At 62.3% G+C, this 20,508-nt stretch carries 22 protein-coding genes and 1 pseudogene; 14 read left to right on the forward strand and 9 right to left on the reverse strand.

The window, feature by feature from the left end:
- Window positions 1-124: 124 nt before the first annotated feature.
- Window positions 125-2,785, forward strand: a complete 2,661-nt coding sequence (locus D9601_RS20095; protein WP_269769699.1) for an excinuclease ABC subunit UvrA — start codon at window positions 125-127, stop codon at window positions 2,783-2,785.
- 257 nt (window positions 2,786-3,042) lie between these two features.
- Here the strand turns inward: D9601_RS20095 and D9601_RS19245 are convergent, their stop codons facing one another.
- The 6 genes from D9601_RS19245 to D9601_RS19270 all read right to left on the reverse strand — a co-directional run bounded on the left by D9601_RS19245 (window position 3,043) and on the right by D9601_RS19270 (window position 7,753).
- On the reverse strand, window positions 3,043-3,612 hold the full coding sequence (locus D9601_RS19245) for a type 1 glutamine amidotransferase domain-containing protein (RefSeq protein ID WP_198355633.1): 570 nt from the start codon (window positions 3,610-3,612) through the stop codon (window positions 3,043-3,045).
- Window positions 3,613-3,643: 31 nt separating this feature from the next.
- Window positions 3,644-4,783: a glutathione-independent formaldehyde dehydrogenase gene (locus D9601_RS19250; protein ID WP_198355634.1), complete on the reverse strand. Its 1,140-nt coding sequence runs from the start codon at window positions 4,781-4,783 to the stop codon at window positions 3,644-3,646.
- A gap of 457 nt (window positions 4,784-5,240) precedes the next feature.
- On the reverse strand, window positions 5,241-5,534 hold the full coding sequence (locus D9601_RS19255) for a putative quinol monooxygenase (RefSeq protein ID WP_037093999.1): 294 nt from the start codon (window positions 5,532-5,534) through the stop codon (window positions 5,241-5,243).
- A 111-nt stretch (window positions 5,535-5,645) separates the two neighbouring features.
- Window positions 5,646-6,386: an SDR family oxidoreductase gene (locus D9601_RS19260; protein WP_198355635.1), complete on the reverse strand. Its 741-nt coding sequence runs from the start codon at window positions 6,384-6,386 to the stop codon at window positions 5,646-5,648.
- A 204-nt stretch (window positions 6,387-6,590) separates the two neighbouring features.
- Window positions 6,591-6,887, reverse strand: a complete 297-nt coding sequence (locus tag D9601_RS19265; RefSeq protein WP_066521495.1) for a putative quinol monooxygenase — start codon at window positions 6,885-6,887, stop codon at window positions 6,591-6,593.
- Window positions 6,888-6,958: 71 nt separating this feature from the next.
- Window positions 6,959-7,753: a type 1 glutamine amidotransferase domain-containing protein gene (locus D9601_RS19270; RefSeq protein WP_198355636.1), complete on the reverse strand. Its 795-nt coding sequence runs from the start codon at window positions 7,751-7,753 to the stop codon at window positions 6,959-6,961.
- A 113-nt stretch (window positions 7,754-7,866) separates the two neighbouring features.
- Between D9601_RS19270 and D9601_RS19275 the strand changes: the two genes are divergently transcribed.
- Both D9601_RS19275 and D9601_RS19280 read left to right on the forward strand, forming a co-directional pair.
- Window positions 7,867-8,802 (forward strand): LysR substrate-binding domain-containing protein, encoded by a 936-nt coding sequence (locus D9601_RS19275; protein ID WP_198355637.1) that lies wholly within the window; start codon window positions 7,867-7,869, stop codon window positions 8,800-8,802.
- Between the two features lie 84 nt (window positions 8,803-8,886).
- Window positions 8,887-9,903 (forward strand): annotated as a pseudogene (locus D9601_RS19280) (zinc-binding alcohol dehydrogenase family protein).
- Window positions 9,904-10,119: 216 nt separating this feature from the next.
- Here D9601_RS19280 and D9601_RS19285 read toward each other — a convergent pair.
- Complete coding sequence (locus D9601_RS19285; protein ID WP_198355638.1) at window positions 10,120-11,028, reverse strand: LysR family transcriptional regulator; 909 nt, start codon at window positions 11,026-11,028, stop codon at window positions 10,120-10,122.
- 91 nt (window positions 11,029-11,119) lie between these two features.
- On the opposite strand from D9601_RS19285, the gene D9601_RS19290 reads away from it, so the two are divergent.
- From D9601_RS19290 to D9601_RS19325, 9 genes are all read left to right on the forward strand, one after another.
- Window positions 11,120-11,959 (forward strand): DODA-type extradiol aromatic ring-opening family dioxygenase, encoded by an 840-nt coding sequence (locus D9601_RS19290; RefSeq protein WP_232474425.1) that lies wholly within the window; start codon window positions 11,120-11,122, stop codon window positions 11,957-11,959.
- 29 nt (window positions 11,960-11,988) lie between these two features.
- Entirely contained in the window at window positions 11,989-12,843 is an 855-nt protein-coding gene (locus tag D9601_RS19295) for an SDR family oxidoreductase (protein WP_198355639.1), read from the forward strand.
- Window positions 12,844-13,037: 194 nt separating this feature from the next.
- Window positions 13,038-14,137, forward strand: a protein-coding gene (locus tag D9601_RS19300; RefSeq protein WP_198355640.1) for an IS3 family transposase whose coding sequence is annotated in 2 segments (ribosomal slippage) — window positions 13,038-13,290 and window positions 13,290-14,137 — 1,101 coding nt in all. Because the reading frame shifts where the segments join, the coding sequence is not laid out codon by codon here.
- Between the two features lie 138 nt (window positions 14,138-14,275).
- On the forward strand, window positions 14,276-14,443 hold the full coding sequence (locus D9601_RS19305; RefSeq protein ID WP_181814892.1) for a hypothetical protein: 168 nt from the start codon (window positions 14,276-14,278) through the stop codon (window positions 14,441-14,443).
- Complete coding sequence (locus tag D9601_RS19310) at window positions 14,436-15,215, forward strand: Crp/Fnr family transcriptional regulator (protein WP_114689032.1); 780 nt, start codon at window positions 14,436-14,438, stop codon at window positions 15,213-15,215. The genes D9601_RS19305 and D9601_RS19310 overlap by 8 nt, the downstream gene beginning before the upstream one ends.
- Window positions 15,212-15,940, forward strand: a complete 729-nt coding sequence (locus D9601_RS19315; protein WP_198355641.1) for a sensor histidine kinase — start codon at window positions 15,212-15,214, stop codon at window positions 15,938-15,940. Before D9601_RS19310 ends, D9601_RS19315 begins: the two co-directional genes overlap by 4 nt.
- Window positions 15,937-16,122, forward strand: a complete 186-nt coding sequence (locus tag D9601_RS19320) for a hypothetical protein (RefSeq protein WP_232474426.1) — start codon at window positions 15,937-15,939, stop codon at window positions 16,120-16,122. The genes D9601_RS19315 and D9601_RS19320 overlap by 4 nt, the downstream gene beginning before the upstream one ends.
- 78 nt (window positions 16,123-16,200) lie before the next feature.
- Window positions 16,201-16,452 carry a plasmid stabilization protein gene (locus tag D9601_RS19965; RefSeq protein WP_332838060.1) on the forward strand — a complete coding sequence of 84 codons (252 nt, stop codon included), beginning with the start codon at window positions 16,201-16,203 and terminating at the stop codon, window positions 16,450-16,452.
- A gap of 126 nt (window positions 16,453-16,578) precedes the next feature.
- On the forward strand, window positions 16,579-17,352 hold the full coding sequence (locus tag D9601_RS19325; RefSeq protein WP_198355642.1) for a protein-L-isoaspartate O-methyltransferase family protein: 774 nt from the start codon (window positions 16,579-16,581) through the stop codon (window positions 17,350-17,352).
- Window positions 17,353-17,586: 234 nt separating this feature from the next.
- Here the strand turns inward: D9601_RS19325 and D9601_RS19330 are convergent, their stop codons facing one another.
- On the reverse strand, window positions 17,587-18,225 hold the full coding sequence (locus D9601_RS19330) for a recombinase family protein (RefSeq protein ID WP_198355659.1): 639 nt from the start codon (window positions 18,223-18,225) through the stop codon (window positions 17,587-17,589).
- A 478-nt stretch (window positions 18,226-18,703) separates the two neighbouring features.
- On the opposite strand from D9601_RS19330, the gene D9601_RS19335 reads away from it, so the two are divergent.
- Together D9601_RS19335 and D9601_RS19340 are read left to right on the forward strand one after the other, a co-directional pair.
- Complete coding sequence (locus tag D9601_RS19335; RefSeq protein ID WP_198355643.1) at window positions 18,704-19,120, forward strand: hypothetical protein; 417 nt, start codon at window positions 18,704-18,706, stop codon at window positions 19,118-19,120.
- The gene (locus tag D9601_RS19340) at window positions 19,105-19,338 is read left to right on the forward strand and encodes a hypothetical protein (protein ID WP_198355644.1); all 234 of its coding nucleotides are present in this window, start codon (window positions 19,105-19,107) and stop codon (window positions 19,336-19,338) included. Before D9601_RS19335 ends, D9601_RS19340 begins: the two co-directional genes overlap by 16 nt.
- A gap of 220 nt (window positions 19,339-19,558) precedes the next feature.
- Here the strand turns inward: D9601_RS19340 and D9601_RS19345 are convergent, their stop codons facing one another.
- The gene (locus D9601_RS19345) at window positions 19,559-20,506 is read right to left on the reverse strand and encodes a hypothetical protein (RefSeq protein WP_198355645.1); all 948 of its coding nucleotides are present in this window, start codon (window positions 20,504-20,506) and stop codon (window positions 19,559-19,561) included.
- Window positions 20,507-20,508 lie beyond the last annotated feature (2 nt).

A 20,508-nucleotide genomic window follows, 5' to 3' on the forward strand; every position in this document is an offset into this window, starting at 1 on the left:
CAAATGGGCAACGCGTCGCGATGCGGTAACAACCGTTGGATGTATTGCGTCGGAAATGTATTCATCTGTTACCCGATTGTGATGAACCACGGGCCGCACGGGCGTATTGGGCAGGAAGACTGAATTGAAGAGCAAGGACATTCACGCGATGACGCCGGCCACCGATCATGGTCATACGGGGCCGCCCGCTTGCGTGCAGGTTCGCGGCGCGCGCCAGAATAACCTCAAAAATATTGACGTCGATGTACCGCGCGACGCCTTCGTGGTGTTCACCGGAATATCGGGCTCGGGCAAATCATCGCTCGCGTTCGGCACCCTTTATGCCGAAGCCCAGCGGCGTTACCTGGAATCGGTTGCGCCCTATGCCCGTCGGCTGATCGACCAGGCCGGCGTGCCGGAGGTCGACGCGATCGACGGATTGCCGCCTGCGGTCGCGCTGCAGCAGCAGCGCGGTTCGGCCAACGCGCGATCCTCGGTCGGCAGCGTGACGACGCTCTCCAGCCTGGTGCGGATGCTCTATTCGCGCGTCGGCGAATATCCGCACCATCAACCCATGCTCTATGCGGAGGATTTCTCCCCCAACACGGTCGCGGGGGCCTGCCCGACCTGCCACGGCATCGGCCGCGTATATGACGCGACAGAAGAGACGATGGTTCCTGACGGCAGCCTCACCATTCGCGACCGGGCGATCGCCGCCTGGCCAACCGCGTGGCATGGGCAGAACCTGCGCGATATCCTCGTTTCGCTCGGCTATGACGTCGATACGCCGTGGCGCGACCTGCCGAAAAAGGATCGCGACTGGATCCTCTTCACTGAAGAGGCGCCGACGGTGCCGGTCTATGCGGGCCTGACGCCCGAACAGACCCGGACGGCGCTCAAGCGCCGCATGGAGCCAAGCTACCAGGGCACCTTCACCGGCGCGCGCCGCTATGTGCTGGAAACCTTCGCCAACACCAAAAGTGCGCTTATGAAGAAGCGCGTCTCGCAATATATCATCGGCCGCGATTGCCCGACCTGCGACGGCAAGCGCCTGAAGCGCGAAGCCCTGTCGGTCAAATTTGCGGGCCTCGACATTGCCGAGTTCGGCGACCTGTCGGTGCTCAACCTGAAGGACTTGCTGATGCCCGTCGCGCATGGCGCGTATGGGGCGGTCTCCGCCCCCTCAAAGGGCCATGTTCTGGAAAAAGCGGCTCGCGATGCAGCGGTCGAACAACGGGTTGCGGCGGGCGGCTCTGCGCACAAGAGCGCGCCCGACGTACGCCGCACGCCCAATCTCTCCGACGAGAAGCGGATCGCCGCCCAACGCCTTGCCTGCGAATTGATCGAGCGGCTAGAGCCGCTGATCGATCTTGGCCTTGGCTACATTTCGCTCGACCGCAGCACGCCGACGCTCTCCTCCGGAGAGCTGCAGCGCTTGCGGCTTGCCACGCAATTGTCGTCACAGCTTTTCGGCGTGGTCTATGTGCTTGACGAGCCTTCGGCAGGGTTGCACCCGGCAGATGGCGAAGCCTTGATCACTATCCTCGAGCGTCTCAAGGCGGCGGGCAACTCCCTGTTCGTCGTCGAACATGATCTCGACGTGATCCGCCGCGCGGAATGGCTCGTCGATGTCGGGCCAGGAGCCGGGGAAAAGGGGGGTGAAGTCCTCTACAGCGGGCCGATAGAGGGGCTTGCCGACGTCGAGACTTCGATCACCCGCCGCTACCTGTTCGCAGAGCCGCTCCGCAGTGAGCGCACACCGCGCGATCCCAAGGCATGGCTACGCCTGGAAGGGATCAGGCGGAACAATCTCCATGGTCTCGACGTCGAGTTTCCCATCGGCTGCTTCACCGCTGTCACCGGCGTTTCGGGATCGGGCAAATCCAGTCTTGTCAGTCAGGCGCTGCCCGAGCTCGTTACGGAACACCTCGGCGGCTCCCCCGTGGCCGAGGAGGAGGATATCGATCCGCTGCTCGATGTTGCGCAGAACGACACTGAAGGACGCATTGTCGCAGGCATGGAGCATGTTCGCAGGCTGGTGCGGGTCGATCAGAAACCGATCGGCCGCACGCCGCGCTCGAACCTATCCACCTACAGCGGCATGTTCGACCAGGTGCGACGGATCTTCGCTGATACGCCGCTCGCCCGCCGGCGGCACTACAGCCCGGGAAGGTTCTCGTTCAACGTCGCGCAAGGCCGCTGCCCTGTGTGCGAGGGCGAGGGATACGTCATGGTGGAGCTGCTGTTCCTGCCGAGCGTTTTTGCCCCGTGCTCGACCTGTCATGGCTCTCGCTACAACCCGCAAACGCTCGAAGTCGAATGGAACGGGCGCAATATCGCCCAGGTGCTCGAACTGACGGTCGACGATGCGTGCGATTTCTTCGCTGGCGAGGCATCTGTGATGCGCTCTCTCGACGTGTTGCGGGAGATCGGTCTTGGCTATCTGCGGCTCGGTCAGCCGGCGACCGAGCTGTCTGGCGGGGAGGCGCAGCGCATCAAGCTGGCGACCGAACTGCAACGCGCTCAACGCGGCAACACGATCTACATCCTCGACGAGCCAACTTCGGGGCTTCACCCCTCCGATGGCGACCGGCTGATGCAACACCTGCAGGGCCTCGTAGACGCCGGCAATACCGTCGTAGTCGTCGAACATGACATGCGCGCCATCACACAGGCGGACTGGATCATCGACTTGGGACCGGGGGCCGGGGAAGATGGAGGCCGTATCGTTGCCAGCGGCGTCCCTGGCGTCGTTGCGGAAGCGGAAGGCAGTCTCACCGCCCGCTATCTCAAGGCGGCGCTGTAGGTCGTAAATCTGGCCGAACGCACGTTCGATCAGGTGCATCTCGACCAGACGTTGGAATGGGTCGAAGCTGGAAGCGGGAGCCGGCGATGTGTCACCGCGGTTGACGCGGGTTAGGGTTTGAGTGCCCGTCAGGTGCGCCGTGTTCGTGTGATACGCGGCGTGGCGGACGGCCAATCGCCGGCCATCCGCCACGCTCGCTTTGTACAGATCTTTCCCAGGGAGAGGGCCCTCACATGGTTTCGTCGAAACGCCCCGCGTTAATTCCCTCCTGCGGGCGCTGCGCCGACACCTTCTGCGATTTCCTCAACGAGTTTAGCACAGAAGGCGGGCAAATCATTGGGATCGCGGCTGGTAACAAGGCCGTTGTCGACCACGACTTCCTCATTGGTCCATGCACCGCCGGCGTTCTCGATATCGACCTTCAGCGTCGGGTAGGACGTCAAGGTGCGACCCTCAAGCACGCCCGCCTCGATCAATGTCCAGGGTGCGTGGCATATCGCCGCAACAGGTTTTTTCTGATCGAAGAAAGCCCGGATGAAACCAATTGCCTCGACGCTGCCGCGCAGCTTGTCGGCGCCGACAGTCCCTCCGGGCACAACAAGTCCGTCGAAATCGTCGGCTTTGACCTCGGAAAACGTCTTGTCGATAGTATAGCTGCCGCCCTCGTCAAGATCGCTATTGACTGTGCGAGCCTTGCCCGGTTCAAAACTGACCACGGTCACTTTGCCACCAGCGTCCTCGACAGCTTGCTTGGGCTTCGAGAATTCTGGTTCTTCCGTCCCGCGGGGCGCGATCAGAATGGCAATCGATTTGCCTTCCAAAGTCATAATTTATTTCCTATTCCGTCGAAGACTAAGGTCAGGTGCCCGGCTTTAGCACGACCTTCGTCCAGCCAGCATCGCGCTCGTCGAAATGCTTGTAGGCGTCTGGTGCCTGATCAAGCGGCAGTCGGTGCGAGATGATTTGGGCAGGATTGGCCCGGCCTTGCTCGATCAGCTTCATCAGTCGCCGGTTGTAGTGCTTTACATTGCACTGGCCGGTGCCGATCTTCTGGCCCTTGAACCAGAAGTTGCCGAAGTCGAACGCCATCTTGCCTTCCTTCTGGAGATCGTCGGGCGCGTTCGGGTCTTCCGGAATGAACACGCCGACGACGCCGATTCCGCCGGTGGCCTTCGTGCTTTTGACGAGGCAGTTCATCGTGTAATTGCTGCGCTCCTTGCCGTGGCGATCGCAACACTGATACCCGACCGCCTCGACCCCCCGGTCGGTCCCGAGGCCGCCGGTCACGTCAAGAATCTGCTGGGCGGGATCGCCCTTGCGCATGTCGATCGGAATAGCGCCCATCGCCTCGGCCAGTTTCAGGCGGTCATCGTGAGAATCGACCACGAAGATCTGAGAGGCACCGCGGATTTCGGCTGAGTGCGCGGCCATCAAGCCGACCGGACCAGCGCCGTAGATCGCGATGCTTTCGCCAGGCAGGAAACCCGACAGTTCCACGCCATGCCAACCGGTGGGGAAGATGTCGGAGAGCATGACATAGTCATCCTCCTTCTCCTCAGCGTCCTCAGGCAGCTTCAAACAATTGAAGTCCGCATAAGGAACGCGCATCAACTCGGCCTGACCACCTTGCCACGGACCCATCTCGGCAAAGCCATATGCTGCGCCGGCGGTTCCAGGGTTGGTCGTGAGGCAGAAACCCGTCAAACCGCGTTCGCAATTTTCGCAGAAACCGCAACCGACATTGAACGGCATGCACACGCGATCGCCCTTCTTGATACGATCTACGGCTGCACCAACTTCGATGACCTCGCCAAGGTTTTCGTGACCGAAGACCCTGCCCTTCTCGAAGCTGGTACGGCCCTCATACATGTGAAGGTCCGACCCGCAGATATTGGTCGTGGTCAGCCGAATGATAACGTCGGTCTGCTTTTCGATCTTGGGATCATCGATGGTATTGACAGAAACATCTTTGGGCCCGTTGTACACGACAGCTTTCACGGATTTTTCCTTTCGCAGATCTTCTCAACGCGTCATCAAATCGAGAGCTTGCTGATGATCCCGGTCCGTCGCAGCAACGGAGGACATCGCGCCCTTCCAAGTGAGCTCAGTTTCCTGAACCTTCTGCTACCTGACAGGTTCCTTCCCATGGGCTATCCTGGGATCGATTCACGGCGGTTTTCTGAATGACTGGGCCAGAACGCCCGAATAACGCGCCAAATTGATGTGCTCAAGAATCTGCCGCGAACGAATGGTGCCGTCACGTCGCGACACATCAACGGCGCCTTATCGTTAAATTCAGAGATATGATAAGTGCAGAAGACAAGATCATCCACTATTGCGGATGACCTGCCATATTCATCTATTCATTTCCCGATACGGCCGGGCCACCCATTCCGGATAGAAACACGAACATTACCCTGCAGTCAAACAGCAGCTTAGGGTGCCGACCGCTCGGCTATTTCGCGGCCAGCAGGGTGAACTTGTGAATTTGCGGCGGTTCAGAAAACAGTTCTTCTGCCTTGTCCATCAGTGCGGCGGCAACCTTGCCGTCAAGATGGGCCTGCCGATCCTCCTCTGTGTCGAACGTATCGAAGATCGCGTACGCACCGGGACCTTCCTCGATCGCATACCAGGTCAGAGTGCCCGCCTCAGCTTGAACGAGCGGCAATGCCGAGGTCAGGAAATTGGCGACATCACGCTCTTTTCCGGGCTTGGCCTTCAGTGGTACATACAGGGCAAGTTTGGGCATAAATGACTCCTCAAGTGAAACCGACAGTCATTATTCGGCAGAGTAACGGACGAGCGGGCCGGAACGTTCCCCATGAGGCGGAGCACACGCGGCCCCGCCTCCTCGTCGAAATCAGAACTGCTGTGCGGTCGGCCGGATGACGATCGCGTTGACGTCGACGTCATCAGGTTGTTCGACAGCGAACGCGATAGCACGCGCCACCGATGCCGCCGGGATGGCCTGCTTGTAGAAGTCCAGCACCGTCTCGGCAGCAGTGCCCGACGTCGTGAACTTCAAATCGCTCTCGACAGCTCCGGGCTCGATCGACGTGACGCGGACCTTCTCGCCCACCTCCTGGCGAAGACCTTCGCTGATCGCGCTGACGGCGAACTTGGTGCCGGAATAGACCGTGCCGCCCGGGGCGAAGACCTTGATGCCGGCAACCGAACTCAGGTTGATGATGTGGCCGCTGCCCTGCTCCAGGAAGCCGGGAAGAGCCGCGGCGATGCCGTAGAGCGTGCCCTTCAGATTGACGTCGATCATCTGGTCCCACTCGTCGGTGTTGACCTCGGCCATCGGACGGATCGGCATCAGACCGGCGTTGTTGATCAGTACGTCGAGACGGCCGAAGTCGGCGACGATTGCGGCGATGACGGACTGGACCGCCGACTTGTTGGTGACATCGAGCGCGTAGCTACGTGCCGTGCCGCCGCTTGCGGCGATGTCCGCGACGACCTCGTCGAGCCTGTCCTTGCGCCGCGCGGCGATGGCCACCTTCGCGCCGCGTTCCGCGAGAAGCCGCGCGGTTTCCGCGCCGATGCCGGTGCTGCCGCCGGTGATGAGAACGACCTTGCCTTCGATACCCTTGGTCATGACTGTATTCCTTCAAGTCAGTTGTTGATTTTTCGCCGGATCGCGGCCCCGCGCCAGCGATAGGCGCGTAGATGAATGAGGCCCAAGAGCCCTGCGCGAAGCGCAGGTGCCAACAGGCCGGTCAGCCGCAACACGTCTGTATCGAACGCCTTTACAGCCGTGCCGTACCCACCCATTCTTCAGGCTTGCCCTGTGGCAGCATCCTCAGGTTGACGAGACGGGGTTGAGGACAAACGCGGCGCGCTCGGACAGATCGCCGATCTGAGAGAGGTAGTTCTGGAAGTGGGGCGTTGCACGGTGGGCGGCGACTGCATCCGCGTCCGCGTACAGCTCGTCGAGCACGAAACGATTCGGATCGCTCTGGTCCTGCCAGAGATCGTAGCGCAAATTGCCCGGCTCGGCACGGCTCGGCTTTAGCATGGCGTCGAGCAGAGCGCGCAGGCGGTCGACGGTATCCGCACGGGCGGTTAGGACGGCGACGATCTTCACGTTGGCGGTCATGGCACCATACCCTGTCCTGGTTATGTCCGAAGCGGGGCGCATCCTGAGCGCCCCGCCCGTCATCCTGGTACTCACGCAGCGGCGCGATCGAGGGCTTCGATCAAAGCGTCGGCCATGGCTTGGTCCGACGCCGGATTCTGACCCGTGATCAGCTCCCGGTCCACGACGACATTCGAAGCGAAGTTCTTGTCGGTGACAGAGACGTCGCCACCGGCCGACCGCAGCGCCTTTTCCATGTCGAAGAAGAGCTCGCCCTTCAGCACTTGCTCCTCAGCGATCTTCTCCTCGCTCGCCGAGAAGACGGTCATGCGGTAGCCTGAGTAGATCCAGTCTCGCGCCAGATCGGCCGCCCCGGCGTCATCGCCTTCCTCCAGCGCCTTGCGGAAGGCCGGAGCATCGTCGAGCGTAGAAACAACGACCACCGGTCCGTGGCAGAGGAGCGCGGTCGGCTTGGCCGCCGCGTGGAAGTGACGGAGGATCGTGCCCGCATCGCGGTCCTGCATCAGATCGACGATGGGCGCGTGACCTCCCGGCACGAACACGCCAACGAAGCCGTCCAGACCCTCGTCGATAACCGATTTCAGCGTGCGGACGTCGTTCATGGCCGGGTGGCTGGCGAAGAAGTCCTTGGCGCGCTGGTATGCCGCCTCATCACCGCCAAAGTGGTCCTTCGTGTCGGAGCCGGCGTCGATGTGCGGCTTGGTCCCGTTGGGCGTAGCGAGAACAATATCATAGCCGGCGTCGAGCAGTGCCAGCGCGGGGACTGCCGTCTCGTTGAGATACTGACCGACCGTTGCGGTACTGCCGCTACGCAGACCGAGCTGTGTCGCGTTCGATCCAAGAACGAGAACCTGACCCTTGCTCATCTGAACCTCCATGTTCGCGGCGTCCGTCGCCAATGGGTGGGAAATGGGCCTCGTTGATATATTCTAGAAGTTTATCTTTCTAATGTCAGATATACGTCTGACAGGATGACTGCATGCGCTACGATCTGAACCTGCTGCCGATCTTCGTCGCGTTGATGGAGGAGCGCAGCGTCACGCGGGCCGCCGAGCGCATGGGCATGACACAGCCCGCCCTGTCTAATGCCCTATCGCGTCTACGACTGATGCTTCAGGACCAGCTGTTCGTCCGCGAGCGCTACGGCATCCAGCCGACCCCGATCGCGCTTGAACTCTCACCGCTGATCGCCGAGGCACTCGCCCAGCTCGACGACGCGGTCCTCGGTCAGCAGGCCTTCGACCCCTTACATGCCGAACGGCTCTTCACGATCGCGCCAAACGGCTATGTCGAGTTCGTCCTCGTCCCCGCTATCGTGGCGCGCCTGGAGAAGGTCGCCCCCGGCATAAAGCTTCGTCTGACGCCCTACGGGAACGATCTTGTGGAAACAGGCGTCGTGTCAGGCACGACGGCGCTCGTGCTGGGCCGCATCGTCGATCCGCCCGACAACCTCGTCGTCCAGCACCTGATGGACGAAGGGCTCGCCTGCGCCGTCCGTGCCGACCATCCGGGCGTCGGCGATGTCATGACGCGCGAGCAGTTCGAGACGATGAAGCATGTCAACATCGTGCCGCCCGGACGGATGCGCGCCGGGCTGTTCCAGGCGCTGGCGCAGCAGCAGCTGAAGCGCGACGTCGCAATCTCCGTGACAAACTTCTTCGCGGTAGCCGAGATGGTGGCGGTAACCGACTATTGCGCCACCTTGCCCTCGCTCATCTGCAGGCGGCTGATGCACGACCCCCGGCTGAAGATCCTGCCGGCTCCGGTCGACCTTGGCAGCTTTCCCGTGGAAATGGCTTGGCACGTCCGCTATCGGCATGATCCCGCACACCGCTGGTTACGGGCGCTGATCGGCGCGGTCATCACAGACCTCACGGGGAAGACGGCAGCGGCAATCACGCCGTCGCCAGCCTGAGGACGATGTCGAACCGCGATGTCGCTTGTGCGTATCCCGTACGCGACAATGTTCGCTATACAGCCCCTGACAATAGGATTTATCATGCGCGCAATCGGCTACCAGCAGCCCGGAACGATCGATCGCACGGAAGCTCTCGTCGATATCGAACTTCCCGATCCCAACGCTACCGGCCGTGATCTCCTCGTCGAGGTCAAGGCTGTCTCGGTAAACCCGGTTGACACGAAGGTGCGCGTTGGCTCGGGTTCGATCCACGGTGATTGGCGTGTCCTGGGTTGGGATGCCGCCGGTGTCGTTCGCGCTGTTGGCCCTGAAGTGCGCGGCTTCGAACCGGGCGACGAGGTGTTCTACGCGGGCAGCATCGGCCGCGATGGGACCAACGCCGAGCTGCACCTGGTCGACGAACGCATTGTCGGAAGGAAGCCGGCCAGCCTCGATTGAGCAGAGGCAGCGGCGTTGCCGCTGACGGCGATTACCGCGTGGGAGGCCCTCTTCGAACGATTGTCCGTGCGGACTCCTGTAGCTGGTGCAGCACCTGCGCTGTTGATCATCGGCGGTGCCGGCGGGGTCGGATCGATGGCGATCCAGCTTGCCCGTCAGGTTCCCGATCTCACCGTCATCGCAACGGCATCACGCCCCGAGACGCAAGCCTGGGTGCGTGAGCTCGGCGCCCACCATGTCATCGATCATCGTCAACCGTTGGCGCAGCAGGTAGCGGATCTCGGCATTGGCGCGCCGGCTTTCATCTTCTCGGCCACGCACACCGACGAGCATATCGAGCAGATCGCCGAGCTGATCGCCCCGCAGGGACGTTTTGCACTCATCGACGACCCCAAGACACTCGATGTCGTCCCGTTCAAACGAAAATCAGTGTCGACCCACTGGGAGTTCATGTTCACCCGGTCCATGTTCGAGACTGCTGATATGGAAACGCAGGGTCAGATCCTGTCGGCCATCGCCAGCCTCGTGGACGCCGGCGAGGTGCGCACCACCCTCACCGAACGGTTCTCCCCCATCAACGCCGCGAACCTCAAGCGCGCGCACCAGGCGCTTGAGAGCACTACCGCACGCGGCAAGATCGTCATCGAGGGTTGGCAGTGATGCGGTTCACGCTCACTCAACGTCCGTCGCACCCGCGGCCCCCGCTGCACCAACTGAAAGGGACCAAGCCTCGGCGTTATTGATGCCAGCCACGTGCGGTTGTGGGCGTCGCTTTCGCTGGGTCACTGATATCTACAATCGTAAAAGACCGTGATGGTTCGAGATAGCAGACGCGGTCCTCGGGTGAAAACTCGGGACGTCTGCTAGCTTGGCATCTCACCAATCGGTGCCAAGAGCGGGGAGTGCTTCAGCTAAGAAGTCAATCCACGCCCGCGTCTTGGCGGCGGGGCGCCGCGTCGGGTGTGTGATGGCATACGCCGCTCCCAGCATCATAGGCGGCTCGTCCAGCTCAAGCTCGCTCAACTGACCGGCGCGAAGCGCCTCTGCCGCAATAAAGCGTGGCCCATAGACCAGCCCTTGGCCCGCGATGGCAGCGCGAACCAAGGCCTCGCCATTGTCGGAACACATCGATCCTGAGATCGGCACCTTGATCGTCCCGTCTTTGCCGAACGCCCACGATGTCGTTCCTGCAAGCGACGCGTTGGTGTGGCCCAGACAATCGTGATCGCCGAGATCGGCCAGGCGGGTTGGCGTTCCCCGCCTCGCCAAATAAGAGGGGGCGGCACACAGCACGACGCGCATCGCCACGAGTTTGCGGGCAACAAGCGCACTGTTGGCGAGGCGCCCGATCCGTACGGCGACATCCCAACGCTCTTCCAGCAGGTCGACGTAACGATCGTTGAAGCCCAGTTCGATCGTCACCTCGGGATGACGTGCGGAGAAAGCAGGGATGAGTGAGGCAAGGTGCAGAACGCCGAAGGTGGCGGGCGCACTGACGCGCAGCAGTCCCTGGGCGGTGATCGACCGCGAAGATGCCTCCGCCTCGGCTTCGCCGATCTCCATCAGGATACGTTCGGCCTTCTCGAAATAGTCAGCACCCGCCTCGGTCAGCGACAGCCGACGCGTCGAGCGCTGGACCAGCGTGGTGCCAAGCCGCGCTTCGAGGGCGTCGAGGTGCTTGGCCGCCATCGCAGGTGACATGTGCAGATCACGCGCGGCGGCAGAGATGCCACCGAGCCTGATCGCCTTTACGAACACGTCCATACCCGTCAACCGATCCGCCATGATTTCCTACCCGTGGTTGAAGCTGACTCTTCTACGTGGCAGATTATCATTGCGCGATAGTGGGCACATATCCCGGTCAATAGATCGAACAATGATCCAGGCGGCTTCCGTGGCGCCTGCACCGGAGTGTATGACCATGAGCGTCCAGCCTACCTACTTCATCCCGCATGGCGGCGGCCCCTGCTTCTTCATGGACGATCCACGCGGCGTGTGGACCGGTATGGAAGCGTTCCTGCGCAGCCTGCCGAACTCGCTTGCCGAGAAGCCCAAGGCTATCCTCGTCGTATCGGGACATTGGGAAACGGACGGCTTTGCCTTGACCGGCGCCGAACGGCCCGAGCTGATCTACGACTATTACAACTTCCCGCCCCATACCTATCAGCTGCGCTACGACGTACCAGGCTCGCCCGCGCTCGCCGCCCGTGCCGCGGCCCTGCTCAAGGATGCGGGCATCCCCTCGTCTGTCGACGCGACACGGGGCCTGGATCACGGCGTGTTCGTGCCCCTCAAGGTGGCCTTTCCGGATGCCGACATTCCGCTGATCGAGATGTCCGTCGAGCGGGGGCTAAACCCGGCCCTCCATGTCGCTGCCGGGCGCGCCCTCGCGCCGCTGCGGAAGGAGGGCGTGCTGATCCTGGGTTCGGGCATGAGCTTCCATAACATGCGCGCCTATGGCGATCCGCGCTCGACGCCCGGCTCGCAGGCGTTCGACCAGTGGCTGGCCGAAAGCATGGAGCTGGACGGCCCACAGCGGGCCGAGCGTCTTACGCAATGGGCCGATGCGCCATCGGCGCGGTTCGCCCATCCGCCCGCCAAGGAGGAGCATCTGCTGCCCCTGATGGTCGCGGCCGGCGCGGCTGAAGGCGAAGGCGCCCGGGTCTATGCCGAGGAAGTGCTGTCGACCGCCATCTCGGGTTTCCGTTTCAACTGATCTCACCGCGTCACTGAAGGAGAATTGTCATGACCATCGCCGTCACCGGCGCGACCGGCCAGCTTGGCCGCCTCGTCATTGAAAGCCTGAAGCGCAAGTCGACCGGCGAGCCGATCGTGGCGCTGGTGCGCTCGCCCGAAAAGGCCAGCGACCTGGGTGTCGAGGCACGCGCGTTCGATTACGCGCAGCCTGAGACGCTCGCTCCGGCACTGGCCGGGATCGACACGTTGCTCTTGATCTCGTCGAGCGAGGTCGGGCAGCGCGAGGCACAGCACCGCAACGTCATCGAGGCCGCCAAGACGGCGGGCATCAAGCGTATCGTCTACACCAGCCTGCTGCACGCCGACCGATCGCCGATCAGCCTGGGCGAGGAGCACCGTGCGACCGAAGCGCTGCTGGCGTCCTCCGGTATCCCGACGACCCTCCTGCGCAATGGCTGGTACACCGAGAACTACACCGGCTCGATTCCCGCAACCCTGGAGAATGGCGCGCTCGTCGGCAGCGCTGGCGAGGGACGCCTGTCGCTCGCGACCCGCGCCGATTATGCCCAAGCCGCAGCCATTGTGCTGACCAGCGACGGCCATGAGGGCAAGACCTATGAGCTGGCCGGTGACGACGCGGTGACGCTCGCCGACCTTGCCGCCGAGATCTCGCGCCAGACCGGTCGCAACATCCCGTACCGCGATCTGCCGCAGGCCGAATACGCTGCGATCCTGAAGCAGGTGGGCCTGCCCGAGGGCTTCGCCGAGGGAGTTGCGGCATGGGACGTCGATGCCTCGAACGGTGCGCTGTTCGATGACGGCCACCAACTCTCGAAGCTGATCGGACGTCCGACGACACCGCTGGCCGACGCCGTGCGGGCGCAACTCGCCGTGCAGGGCTGACGTTACGCAATCCCCAGACCGTTAAAGACCATCCCTGGAGATAGCGCATGAATATCGACCCTTCCGGCAAGACGACGCTCGTGACAGGTTCGACGGCCGGAATTGGCGTTGCGATTTGACGTCCTCCCTGTTTCTTCATCCAATTTGAGTGAGAGTTTTCCGGCCCTTTGAAGCCTGCGGGCAAGGAGCTGGACATGAAGAAGACGAGGCACACCGAGGAGCAGATTGCGTTCGCGCTGAAGCAGGCGGAGACGGGTACGTCGGTGGCGGAGGTCATCCGTCGGATGGGGATCTCGGAGCAGACATTCTATCGCTGGAAGAAGGTGTACGGCGGCCTCGGCGTCGGCGAGCTGCGGCGCCTGAAGCTGCTCGAGGAGGAGAACCGCAAGCTTGAGCAGCTGGTCGCGGACCTGAGCCTGGACAAGCACATCCTGCAGGATGTCCTGGCAAAAAAGCCCTGACGCCTGGACGACGGCGCGAACTCGTCGCGCACGTCCAGGCGTCTCATGGTGTCAGCGAGCGACGCAGTTGCCTGGCGCTGGGCGTCGACCGGTCGTCGGTGCGCTACGTGTCGCATCGACCGGACCAGGCGCCGCTGATGCTACGCATCCGTGATCTGGCGGCGACGCGGACGCGGTATGGCTACTTCAGGATCTACATCCTGCTGCGCAGGGAAGGATGGTTCGTGAACCACAAGCGGGTCTACCGGCTCTACCGGGATGATGGACTGAGCCTTCGGCTCAAGAAACCCAGACGCAACGTCAGCGCTGCCAATCGCGATCGGCAACCTGCGGCTGCGGCGGCCAACGAGATGTGGTCGATGGACTTCGTCTCCGACGCGTTGTTCGACGGCCGGCGGTTGCGGGCACTGACGGTAGTCGACGCGTTCACGCGCGAGGCGCTGGCGATCGACGTCGACCAGGGCATCAGGGGGGAGCAGGTGGTCGAGGTGATGGCGCGGATCTCGTCGATCCGCGGCGCACCCAGGACTATTCGCGTGGACAATGGGCCGGAGTTCATCTCGAAGGCACTCGACCGCTGGGCCTACGAGAACGGCGTCACGCTGGACTTCAGCCGGCCGAGCAAGCCGACGGACAACGCCTTCGTGGAGTCGTTCAACGGCCGCTTGCGGGACGAGTGCCTGAACACGCACTGGTTCCTGTCGCTGGAGGACGCCAGGGCCAAGATCGAGGCCTGGCGTCGCGACTACAACGAGAGCCGTCCTCACACATCGCTTGGCTGGTTGACGCCGGTCGAATATGCTGCTGCCGCGGCCAAGATCGCGGCCGAATGAACGCCGGAAACTCACCCTCGACCTGGATGAGAAACCGGGGGACCCTCATGTCGCCTTCCCGACAGACCAGCCGATAGAACTTAACATGGAGAAGATGCCGGAATATGTATCGCATGTGAACGGTAGGTGGAGGAAGGCATGACCGAAGATGATGTCCTCTATTTCCAACGTCGCGCCGGAGCCGAACTGGAGTTGGCGCAGCGGGCGACCAAGCCTGAAGTCGTAGCGGCGCACCACCGGCTCGCCGAGGCCTATCTCGATCGTATCGCCTCCGTGGAACCGGCGAGGCAGGTGGAACATGCTTGACGAGTTTCGGTCCAGCGGGACCCTCTCACACCAGCGTTCGTCTCACCCGACGCTGCTAGGCACGCGGTTCGCCGCGTCTCCCTTCCTTTCGACGGAGGACCGGCTCGCGCTTGAGAGAGTCGCGCTTCCCGCAAGGTCGGTCGCAGCCGGCAAGGACTTGTTGCGGGAGAGCGAGCGAGCCGCCCACATCGAGGTTCTGATCGATGGGTGGGCGTGCCGCTACAAAATGACGCGAGACGGCCACCGTCAGATCGTGGCGCTCCTGACCCCCGGCGAAGCGGCGAACCTGGACGCTCTGCTCTTCACGCGCCTGCATTATGCAGTGCGTACGCTCACCCCGACCAAGGTTCTCACCCTTCCGCGCGACCGCGTCCTGGCGCTGGCCGAGCAGCACAGCGGCATCGCCAAGACTCTCGGCTGGCTCGCGCTGAATGAGAACGCGATCCTCAGCCAGTGGGCGCTTTGCCTTGGCCGGCTGTCAGCCCGGCAGCGCTTGGCGCATCTGTTGTGCGAGATGAGCGCGCGGCTCGGCGATCTGGACGATGGGGAGAGCCGCTTCGAGCTGCCGCTGACCCAGGAGCAGATCGCCGATGTGCTCGGCCTCACTTCTGTCCACGTCAATCGCACGGTCCAGCAGCTGCGCGCCGAAAGCCTGATCGAGACGAAAGGGCGCACTGTCATGATCGCCGACATGGACGCGCTTCGTCAGATCGCGGGTTTCGATCCTGCCTATCTACAGGACGGGCGAGCATCCGCCCACCTCGCGCCATGAACGATTCCGAGATGGCAACGGCCTACGCCAATCCTTCTGCCGATTATCGGGCCCTGTCGCCGGAAGCCGAGCTGCTGCTGCGCGAAACCAATCATCGGTGCAGCAACGACCTCCAGCTCGTCGTGAGCCTGCTCGCGCTTCAGAGCCGGAAGGCGGCAAGTGACGAGACACGGCAGGCGCTGATCGACACGATGGAGCGGGTCGCTATCCTCGCGCGTGCCCGAGCGTCGCTCAAGGAAGAACGCCGACCGACGCTGGAGGCGGCATTGCGGCAGGTGTGCGAGGCGTTGCAGAGCCAGGCCGAGCCGCGCTCCATCTTCCTGTCGCTGGAAACGGCGAGCGCCGTGAGCGGCTTGTCGGCGGTTCAGGTCACGACACTGACGCTGATCGTCAACGAGCTGGCGACTAACGCCATCAAACACGCCTTCGCACAGGACCGAAGTGGTCGCATCCGCATCGTCGTGCGCCCGCACGACAGCCGAAGTCTGACGATCATCGTCGATGATGACGGTCTTCCTTTTCCCGAGATCGCAAGTCGAACGACGGGTGGACTGGGGCTCGGACTTGTACGGCGATTGCTCGAGTCGATCGGCGGGCTCGTCATTCTGCCCGCGAACGGATCAAAGTGTTTCGAGATCAGGGTGCCGATGGCGAGCCACTTGGCGTCATCTTGTCGTAGCCTTCGTGTGGAGAGTAGCTGGATCAGACTGAAGAGGGCGACGTGACCAACGACAATCTCGAAAATTATGAACGGCGGGCCCGAGAGGAAGCCGAGGCAGCAGACAGTGCGAAATCGGCCGAGGCGGCATTGGCGCACCGCCTGCTCGCGATCGAATATGAAGCGCACGCGCGCGAATTGCGCAGGCGCACAAAGACCCGTCCGAAGCTGACGATCCGATCAGCCTGACGGGCGAGCAGGAGAGAGCCGATACTCTAGGGAGACAAGGACGACTATACCGATAAGCAGAAGCGTAAGGCTGAGCACATCGAGGAGAGCTACGAGGAACGCGGCAGACCCAAGGATGAGGCCGAACGCCTCGCCCGAGCGACGGTCACCAAGGATAGCGGAGGCGGCGACGAGCCGGGATCGGGTCGCGGCAAAGCCGACATGCATGACTCCTTGAAGACGGGCGGTAAGAAGGGGGGAGAAGCATCCGTGCACCGATCGGCAGCCGATCGCTCCGCGTCCGCCAAGGCGGCAGCGGCGACCCGCAAGCGCAACGTCGCGGGAAAGTGAGAGATGGGCGGGATGTGGCCGAGAAGATGGCCACCAGCCCCCAGGTCGTCGACCCAAGGGGCGAGAACCGGAACGCCTCGGATCGCCATGTTTTCTCACGGAAAGAACATCGCACGGAGAGCGGCAATGACCGACGTTCAACGCGCACGCGATCGCATGATGGACGTGCATATCAAGCGGCGTGGCGTTCGGGATCAGCGCGTGCTGGCAGCGATGCGTGCCGTTCTGCGGGAGCGCTTCGTCGAACCGGGCCTCGAGGAGTTCGCGTATGAAGACGCTCCGCTTCCCATCGCCGAGGAGCAGACCATCTCGCAGCCCTTCATCGTCGCGGCGATGATCGAAGCGGCGGAGGCGCGGCTCGCCAATGTTCGATTTGAGCAAGGAGACGCCGAACACCCCGCCTATGCTGCCAGCAGCTTTGATCGTCTGTTCTGCGCGTCCGCCCTTGTGTTGATGTCGGATATCAACGCGGCCTTGCGCTGTTGGCGTGACCTTCTGAAGCCGGGCGGTACGATCGCGTTCGACACAGCCGCCAAGCCATTCGGCTTTTCGCAACGCGCGTCGGAAGCGGCGCTTCGTCACGGGGTGCGGCTGTCCTACGGCGAAGTGGCGGATACGCCTGAACGGTGCCGGGACTTGCTGGTTCAGGCAGGATTTGAGGCCGTCGATATCCGCAAAGCTTTCGCGAATACCAACCCAGTCGCGATCGACGACGTGATCGCCATGTACGACGAGCGCCTGGATCATCCGGCGTGGCGGGGCATCAAGGAGGCCAGAGCCGAAACGAGGGAGGCGATCAGGGCCGACGTCATTGGCAGCGCGATTGCCGACGCGGTGAGCGGCTATGTTCCCAATGATATGGCTTTGTTCTTCACAACGGGAAGAAAACAGCCGAGCTAAGGTCACTTGGGTTCGCTCGACCCTCGTCGCTCGCTGCGGCAAATAGCGCTATCAGAACGCCGCCACTTATCACGAGCGTTTACAGGAGACCGGTGAGAGAAGGCCCGAAAACGTACGCTAAGCCCGGCGCTTGGCCGTGGTGGTGCACCGCCGTCGAAGTAGATCACGTCTCTTGGCTCAGAGGTCATGATATCGGCAAGACCGGCTGGACTGTGCGGACAAGCCCGGCTCGCTTCACGAGGTCGGCGCTGCTGGAGCCGTCCTGGCGCGGTAGAGTGCGGTGACGCGCTTGACATGCGCGATGCTGCATCCGGCAAGCTCCGCCGTCTTCGCGATGCTCATGCCCGCCTCGCGCAGACCTACGATGCGGCGGTGGTGAGCGAGGTCGGGCTTGCGGCCGGTGTACCGCCCTGCCCGCTTCGCGATCTCGATCCCCTCGCGCTGCCGCTCGCGCCGAGTCTCATAGTCGTCCCGTGCCGTCTGCAGCGCGACGCGCAGCAGCATGTCCTGCACTGCTTCAAGCACAATGCGCGCCACGCCAGCGCTGTCGGCTACCAGGTCAGACAGGTCCACGATGCCCGGCACCGCGAGGCGCGCGCCCTTGCCCCGGATCGTCGACACCAACAGTTCGGCTTCCGGCAGCGGCAGACGGCTGATGCGGTCGATCTTCTCGGCCACTACCACCTCGCCGGGCTGAAGGTCCGCCACCATGCGCAGCAACTCCGGCCGGTCTGGCCGCGCGTTTGACGCCTTTTCCCGGTAGACCGCAGCAACGTAGAAGCCTGCCGCCCGCGCGCCGGCCACGATGCTTTCCTGCCGCGTCAGATCCTGCTCGTCCGTGCTCACCCGCAGGTACACCCGCGCCGCCTTCACCTCGCTGCCTGCCACATGCTCATCACTCCCGCCCGGCGTGCTTGGGTATACCCAGATGAGCTATGGGCCAACTTGAGAGCTGCGGGCTTCGCGGAGCCGAGAACAGGTCGTGACCTGTTGCTCCTCCGGACCTGAACAGCTCTACCGGCTGTTCAGGTCCGGGCCATGCCGTGCGCCTGGGCTCCGGTCACCTAAATCACCCGCGTTTTTGGGTGCTTTTGGCCAGCTTAAGGATCGCACTTGCTCACTACCGATGCGCCCGGGAATGAGAAGTGGACGGCTGCTTGGCCGAACGCGACAGAGACCGCGCAGGAGGGTTAGCCTTTAATGTGCTCCTGCTGAGAAGAACGCCACTTGATCTTAACCGCGCGATGCGCATATTGACGGCATACCCGCTGGCAGGGTTCGCCTTGTCAGTTCAGAAGCCGCCGAGGTCTAGGCCTTCGGCGGCTTCTGCATATCTAGCCGTTGGGGATCCATGGCCGTTCAGCGTACCTATGTCTATGTCGACGGCTTTAACGTGTACTATCGAGCGCTTCGTGGCACTCCGCACAAATGGTTGAACATCGAAGCGCTGGTGCAAGCGCTACTCGGCCCAGATAATCGGATTGACATGATCCGCTACTTTACAGCGCCGGTCAGCGGAAAGCTGGATCCGGACCAGCCGATCCGACAGGATCGCTATCTTCGAGCACTGCGGACGCTGCTCAACCTTACAGTTCACTTAGGCAATTTCATCAGCAAACCAAAGGTTCGTCCGCTTGAAACGCCGCTGGCGGACGGCACAACAAAGTTCGCGTCATCAACACGGTGGAGAAAGGCTCAGACGTCAATTTTGCTACCTATCTCGTCCATGACGCTTGGCAGGATCTGTACGACGTGGCGGTTGTGCTGACACAGGACACTGATCTTTGTGAGCCGCTGCGCATCGTTCGACGTGAGATTGGCAAGGAGATTGGGCTTGTCTGGCTGGACGGCTCGAGACCTGGAAAGATGGCGAACGATGCGAGCTTCGTGCGCCATGTCACCCCTGCCCGCTTAGCCGCAGCGCAATTCCCCTCCCAGATGGTCGGTGCAAACGGGAAAGTGATCAACAAACCTGCGACGTGGTAGAAGGTCAAGAGCGCTCGAAGAGCAAGATCAGGCGCTTTAGCGACAACACAGATTATGTACAGAATTGGGTGATTAGAGCCGGCAGCATGCCGTTCCCGTCAAGGGAGCTATGTGGACACAGGTTGCTCCCCTGGCCTCAGTTAGATCGTGAACTCACTAGCTGAGCGTAAGCTCCGTACGAGTTGCGTCTTCATCATACCGATCTTTGCCCGTACGACTTCTACCGAGCCGACGGGATCAGAACATGGCCTGCCTCAGTGCTCATTGTTGCGCTATCTGGCAACGTGGTAGGGTTCGAGGGGTAACGGCGGCCATCAAAACGCAACCGGACTGCATGCCCCGAAGCGCCACCACCAGACACTGCTACGCCCAGATCGTGCAGGCCGTGGCTTCGCGAGGGCAATAATCTGATCGGCATCTGGGTGACAGTCGTACGCCCAATGATTTCGTAACCCTTCCCTGTCGCCCTTAGGACGCCCATCGAACATCCACCGCTGCCGCAATATTCAGGGCCAGACGCATAAGCGACGATGTCCTGCTTCCCATCTTCGTCCAAGTCGACAAAGGCCGCCTCGTAGGTCACGTGATCGCCCTCGAAGAGCGTCTTGATCGCCTTGCGCGCGAGCGGCGTCTCCATTGGCGAAGAGGCAGTCGGCGGTGGCGCGGCACTGTTTGCGATCATTGTTCGAATGTCGGCAGGTTTTCGAATGAGCGATCCCGGTGTCTTGTAGACCGACAGAGCGCCATTAGTCCAAAGTCCGACTTCGACTGCTTTGTGCGCCTGGTCGAGCAGGAGATAGGCAGCCTCAGACCCTCCCTCATGCGCCCGGTTTCCCGAGGTGAACAGCACCGTTCCATCGCGCTGGAGCGGCGAAGCCGTCTCGAAATTCTGCTGCAAGGTCTGCAACCTCGCTTCCCCCAGCAAGGCGCGGAGATCATCGACGACCGCGCTCTTGGTGAAAAGACCGATCTGCGACGGATACTGACCAACCTTCGGGCCAAGCGACGCCCAGGCGACGTCGGGGTCAGCGTGCTGGTCGCCCGTGACCGAGGCATCAGCCGTTTGCTGAGCGGTGGTCGCACCGTGTTGATCCTGAACCGAGGTTCGCTCACAAGATGCCAGAACCAGTATCGCTGCCGCGACCAGAAGCCGTTCGAAGGGGATCATAT

It is taken from the genome of Sphingomonas sp. MA1305 (genome assembly GCF_016107325.1).
Classification (GTDB): Bacteria; Pseudomonadota; Alphaproteobacteria; order Sphingomonadales; family Sphingomonadaceae; genus Sphingomonas.

Coding starts and splice junctions, on each gene's coding strand:
- D9601_RS19285 (WP_198355638.1), bottom strand. CDS start 11,028: ATGGCGGATCGGTTGACGGGTATGGACGTGTTCGTAAAGGCGATCAGG.
- D9601_RS19295 (WP_198355639.1), top strand. CDS start 11,989: ATGACCATCGCCGTCACCGGCGCGACCGGCCAGCTTGGCCGCCTCGTC.
- D9601_RS19290 (WP_232474425.1), top strand. CDS start 11,120: ATGATCCAGGCGGCTTCCGTGGCGCCTGCACCGGAGTGTATGACCATG.
- D9601_RS19335 (WP_198355643.1), top strand. CDS start 18,704: ATGGCCGTTCAGCGTACCTATGTCTATGTCGACGGCTTTAACGTGTAC.
- D9601_RS19270 (WP_198355636.1), bottom strand. CDS start 7,753: ATGAGCAAGGGTCAGGTTCTCGTTCTTGGATCGAACGCGACACAGCTC.
- D9601_RS19315 (WP_198355641.1), top strand. CDS start 15,212: ATGAACGATTCCGAGATGGCAACGGCCTACGCCAATCCTTCTGCCGAT.
- D9601_RS19325 (WP_198355642.1), top strand. CDS start 16,579: ATGACCGACGTTCAACGCGCACGCGATCGCATGATGGACGTGCATATC.
- D9601_RS19255 (WP_037093999.1), bottom strand. CDS start 5,534: ATGCCCAAACTTGCCCTGTATGTACCACTGAAGGCCAAGCCCGGAAAA.
- D9601_RS19275 (WP_198355637.1), top strand. CDS start 7,867: ATGCGCTACGATCTGAACCTGCTGCCGATCTTCGTCGCGTTGATGGAG.
- D9601_RS19260 (WP_198355635.1), bottom strand. CDS start 6,386: ATGACCAAGGGTATCGAAGGCAAGGTCGTTCTCATCACCGGCGGCAGC.
- D9601_RS19245 (WP_198355633.1), bottom strand. CDS start 3,612: ATGACTTTGGAAGGCAAATCGATTGCCATTCTGATCGCGCCCCGCGGG.
- D9601_RS19305 (WP_181814892.1), top strand. CDS start 14,276: ATGACCGAAGATGATGTCCTCTATTTCCAACGTCGCGCCGGAGCCGAA.
- D9601_RS19345 (WP_198355645.1), bottom strand. CDS start 20,506: ATGATCCCCTTCGAACGGCTTCTGGTCGCGGCAGCGATACTGGTTCTG.
- D9601_RS19310 (WP_114689032.1), top strand. CDS start 14,436: ATGCTTGACGAGTTTCGGTCCAGCGGGACCCTCTCACACCAGCGTTCG.
- D9601_RS19265 (WP_066521495.1), bottom strand. CDS start 6,887: ATGACCGCCAACGTGAAGATCGTCGCCGTCCTAACCGCCCGTGCGGAT.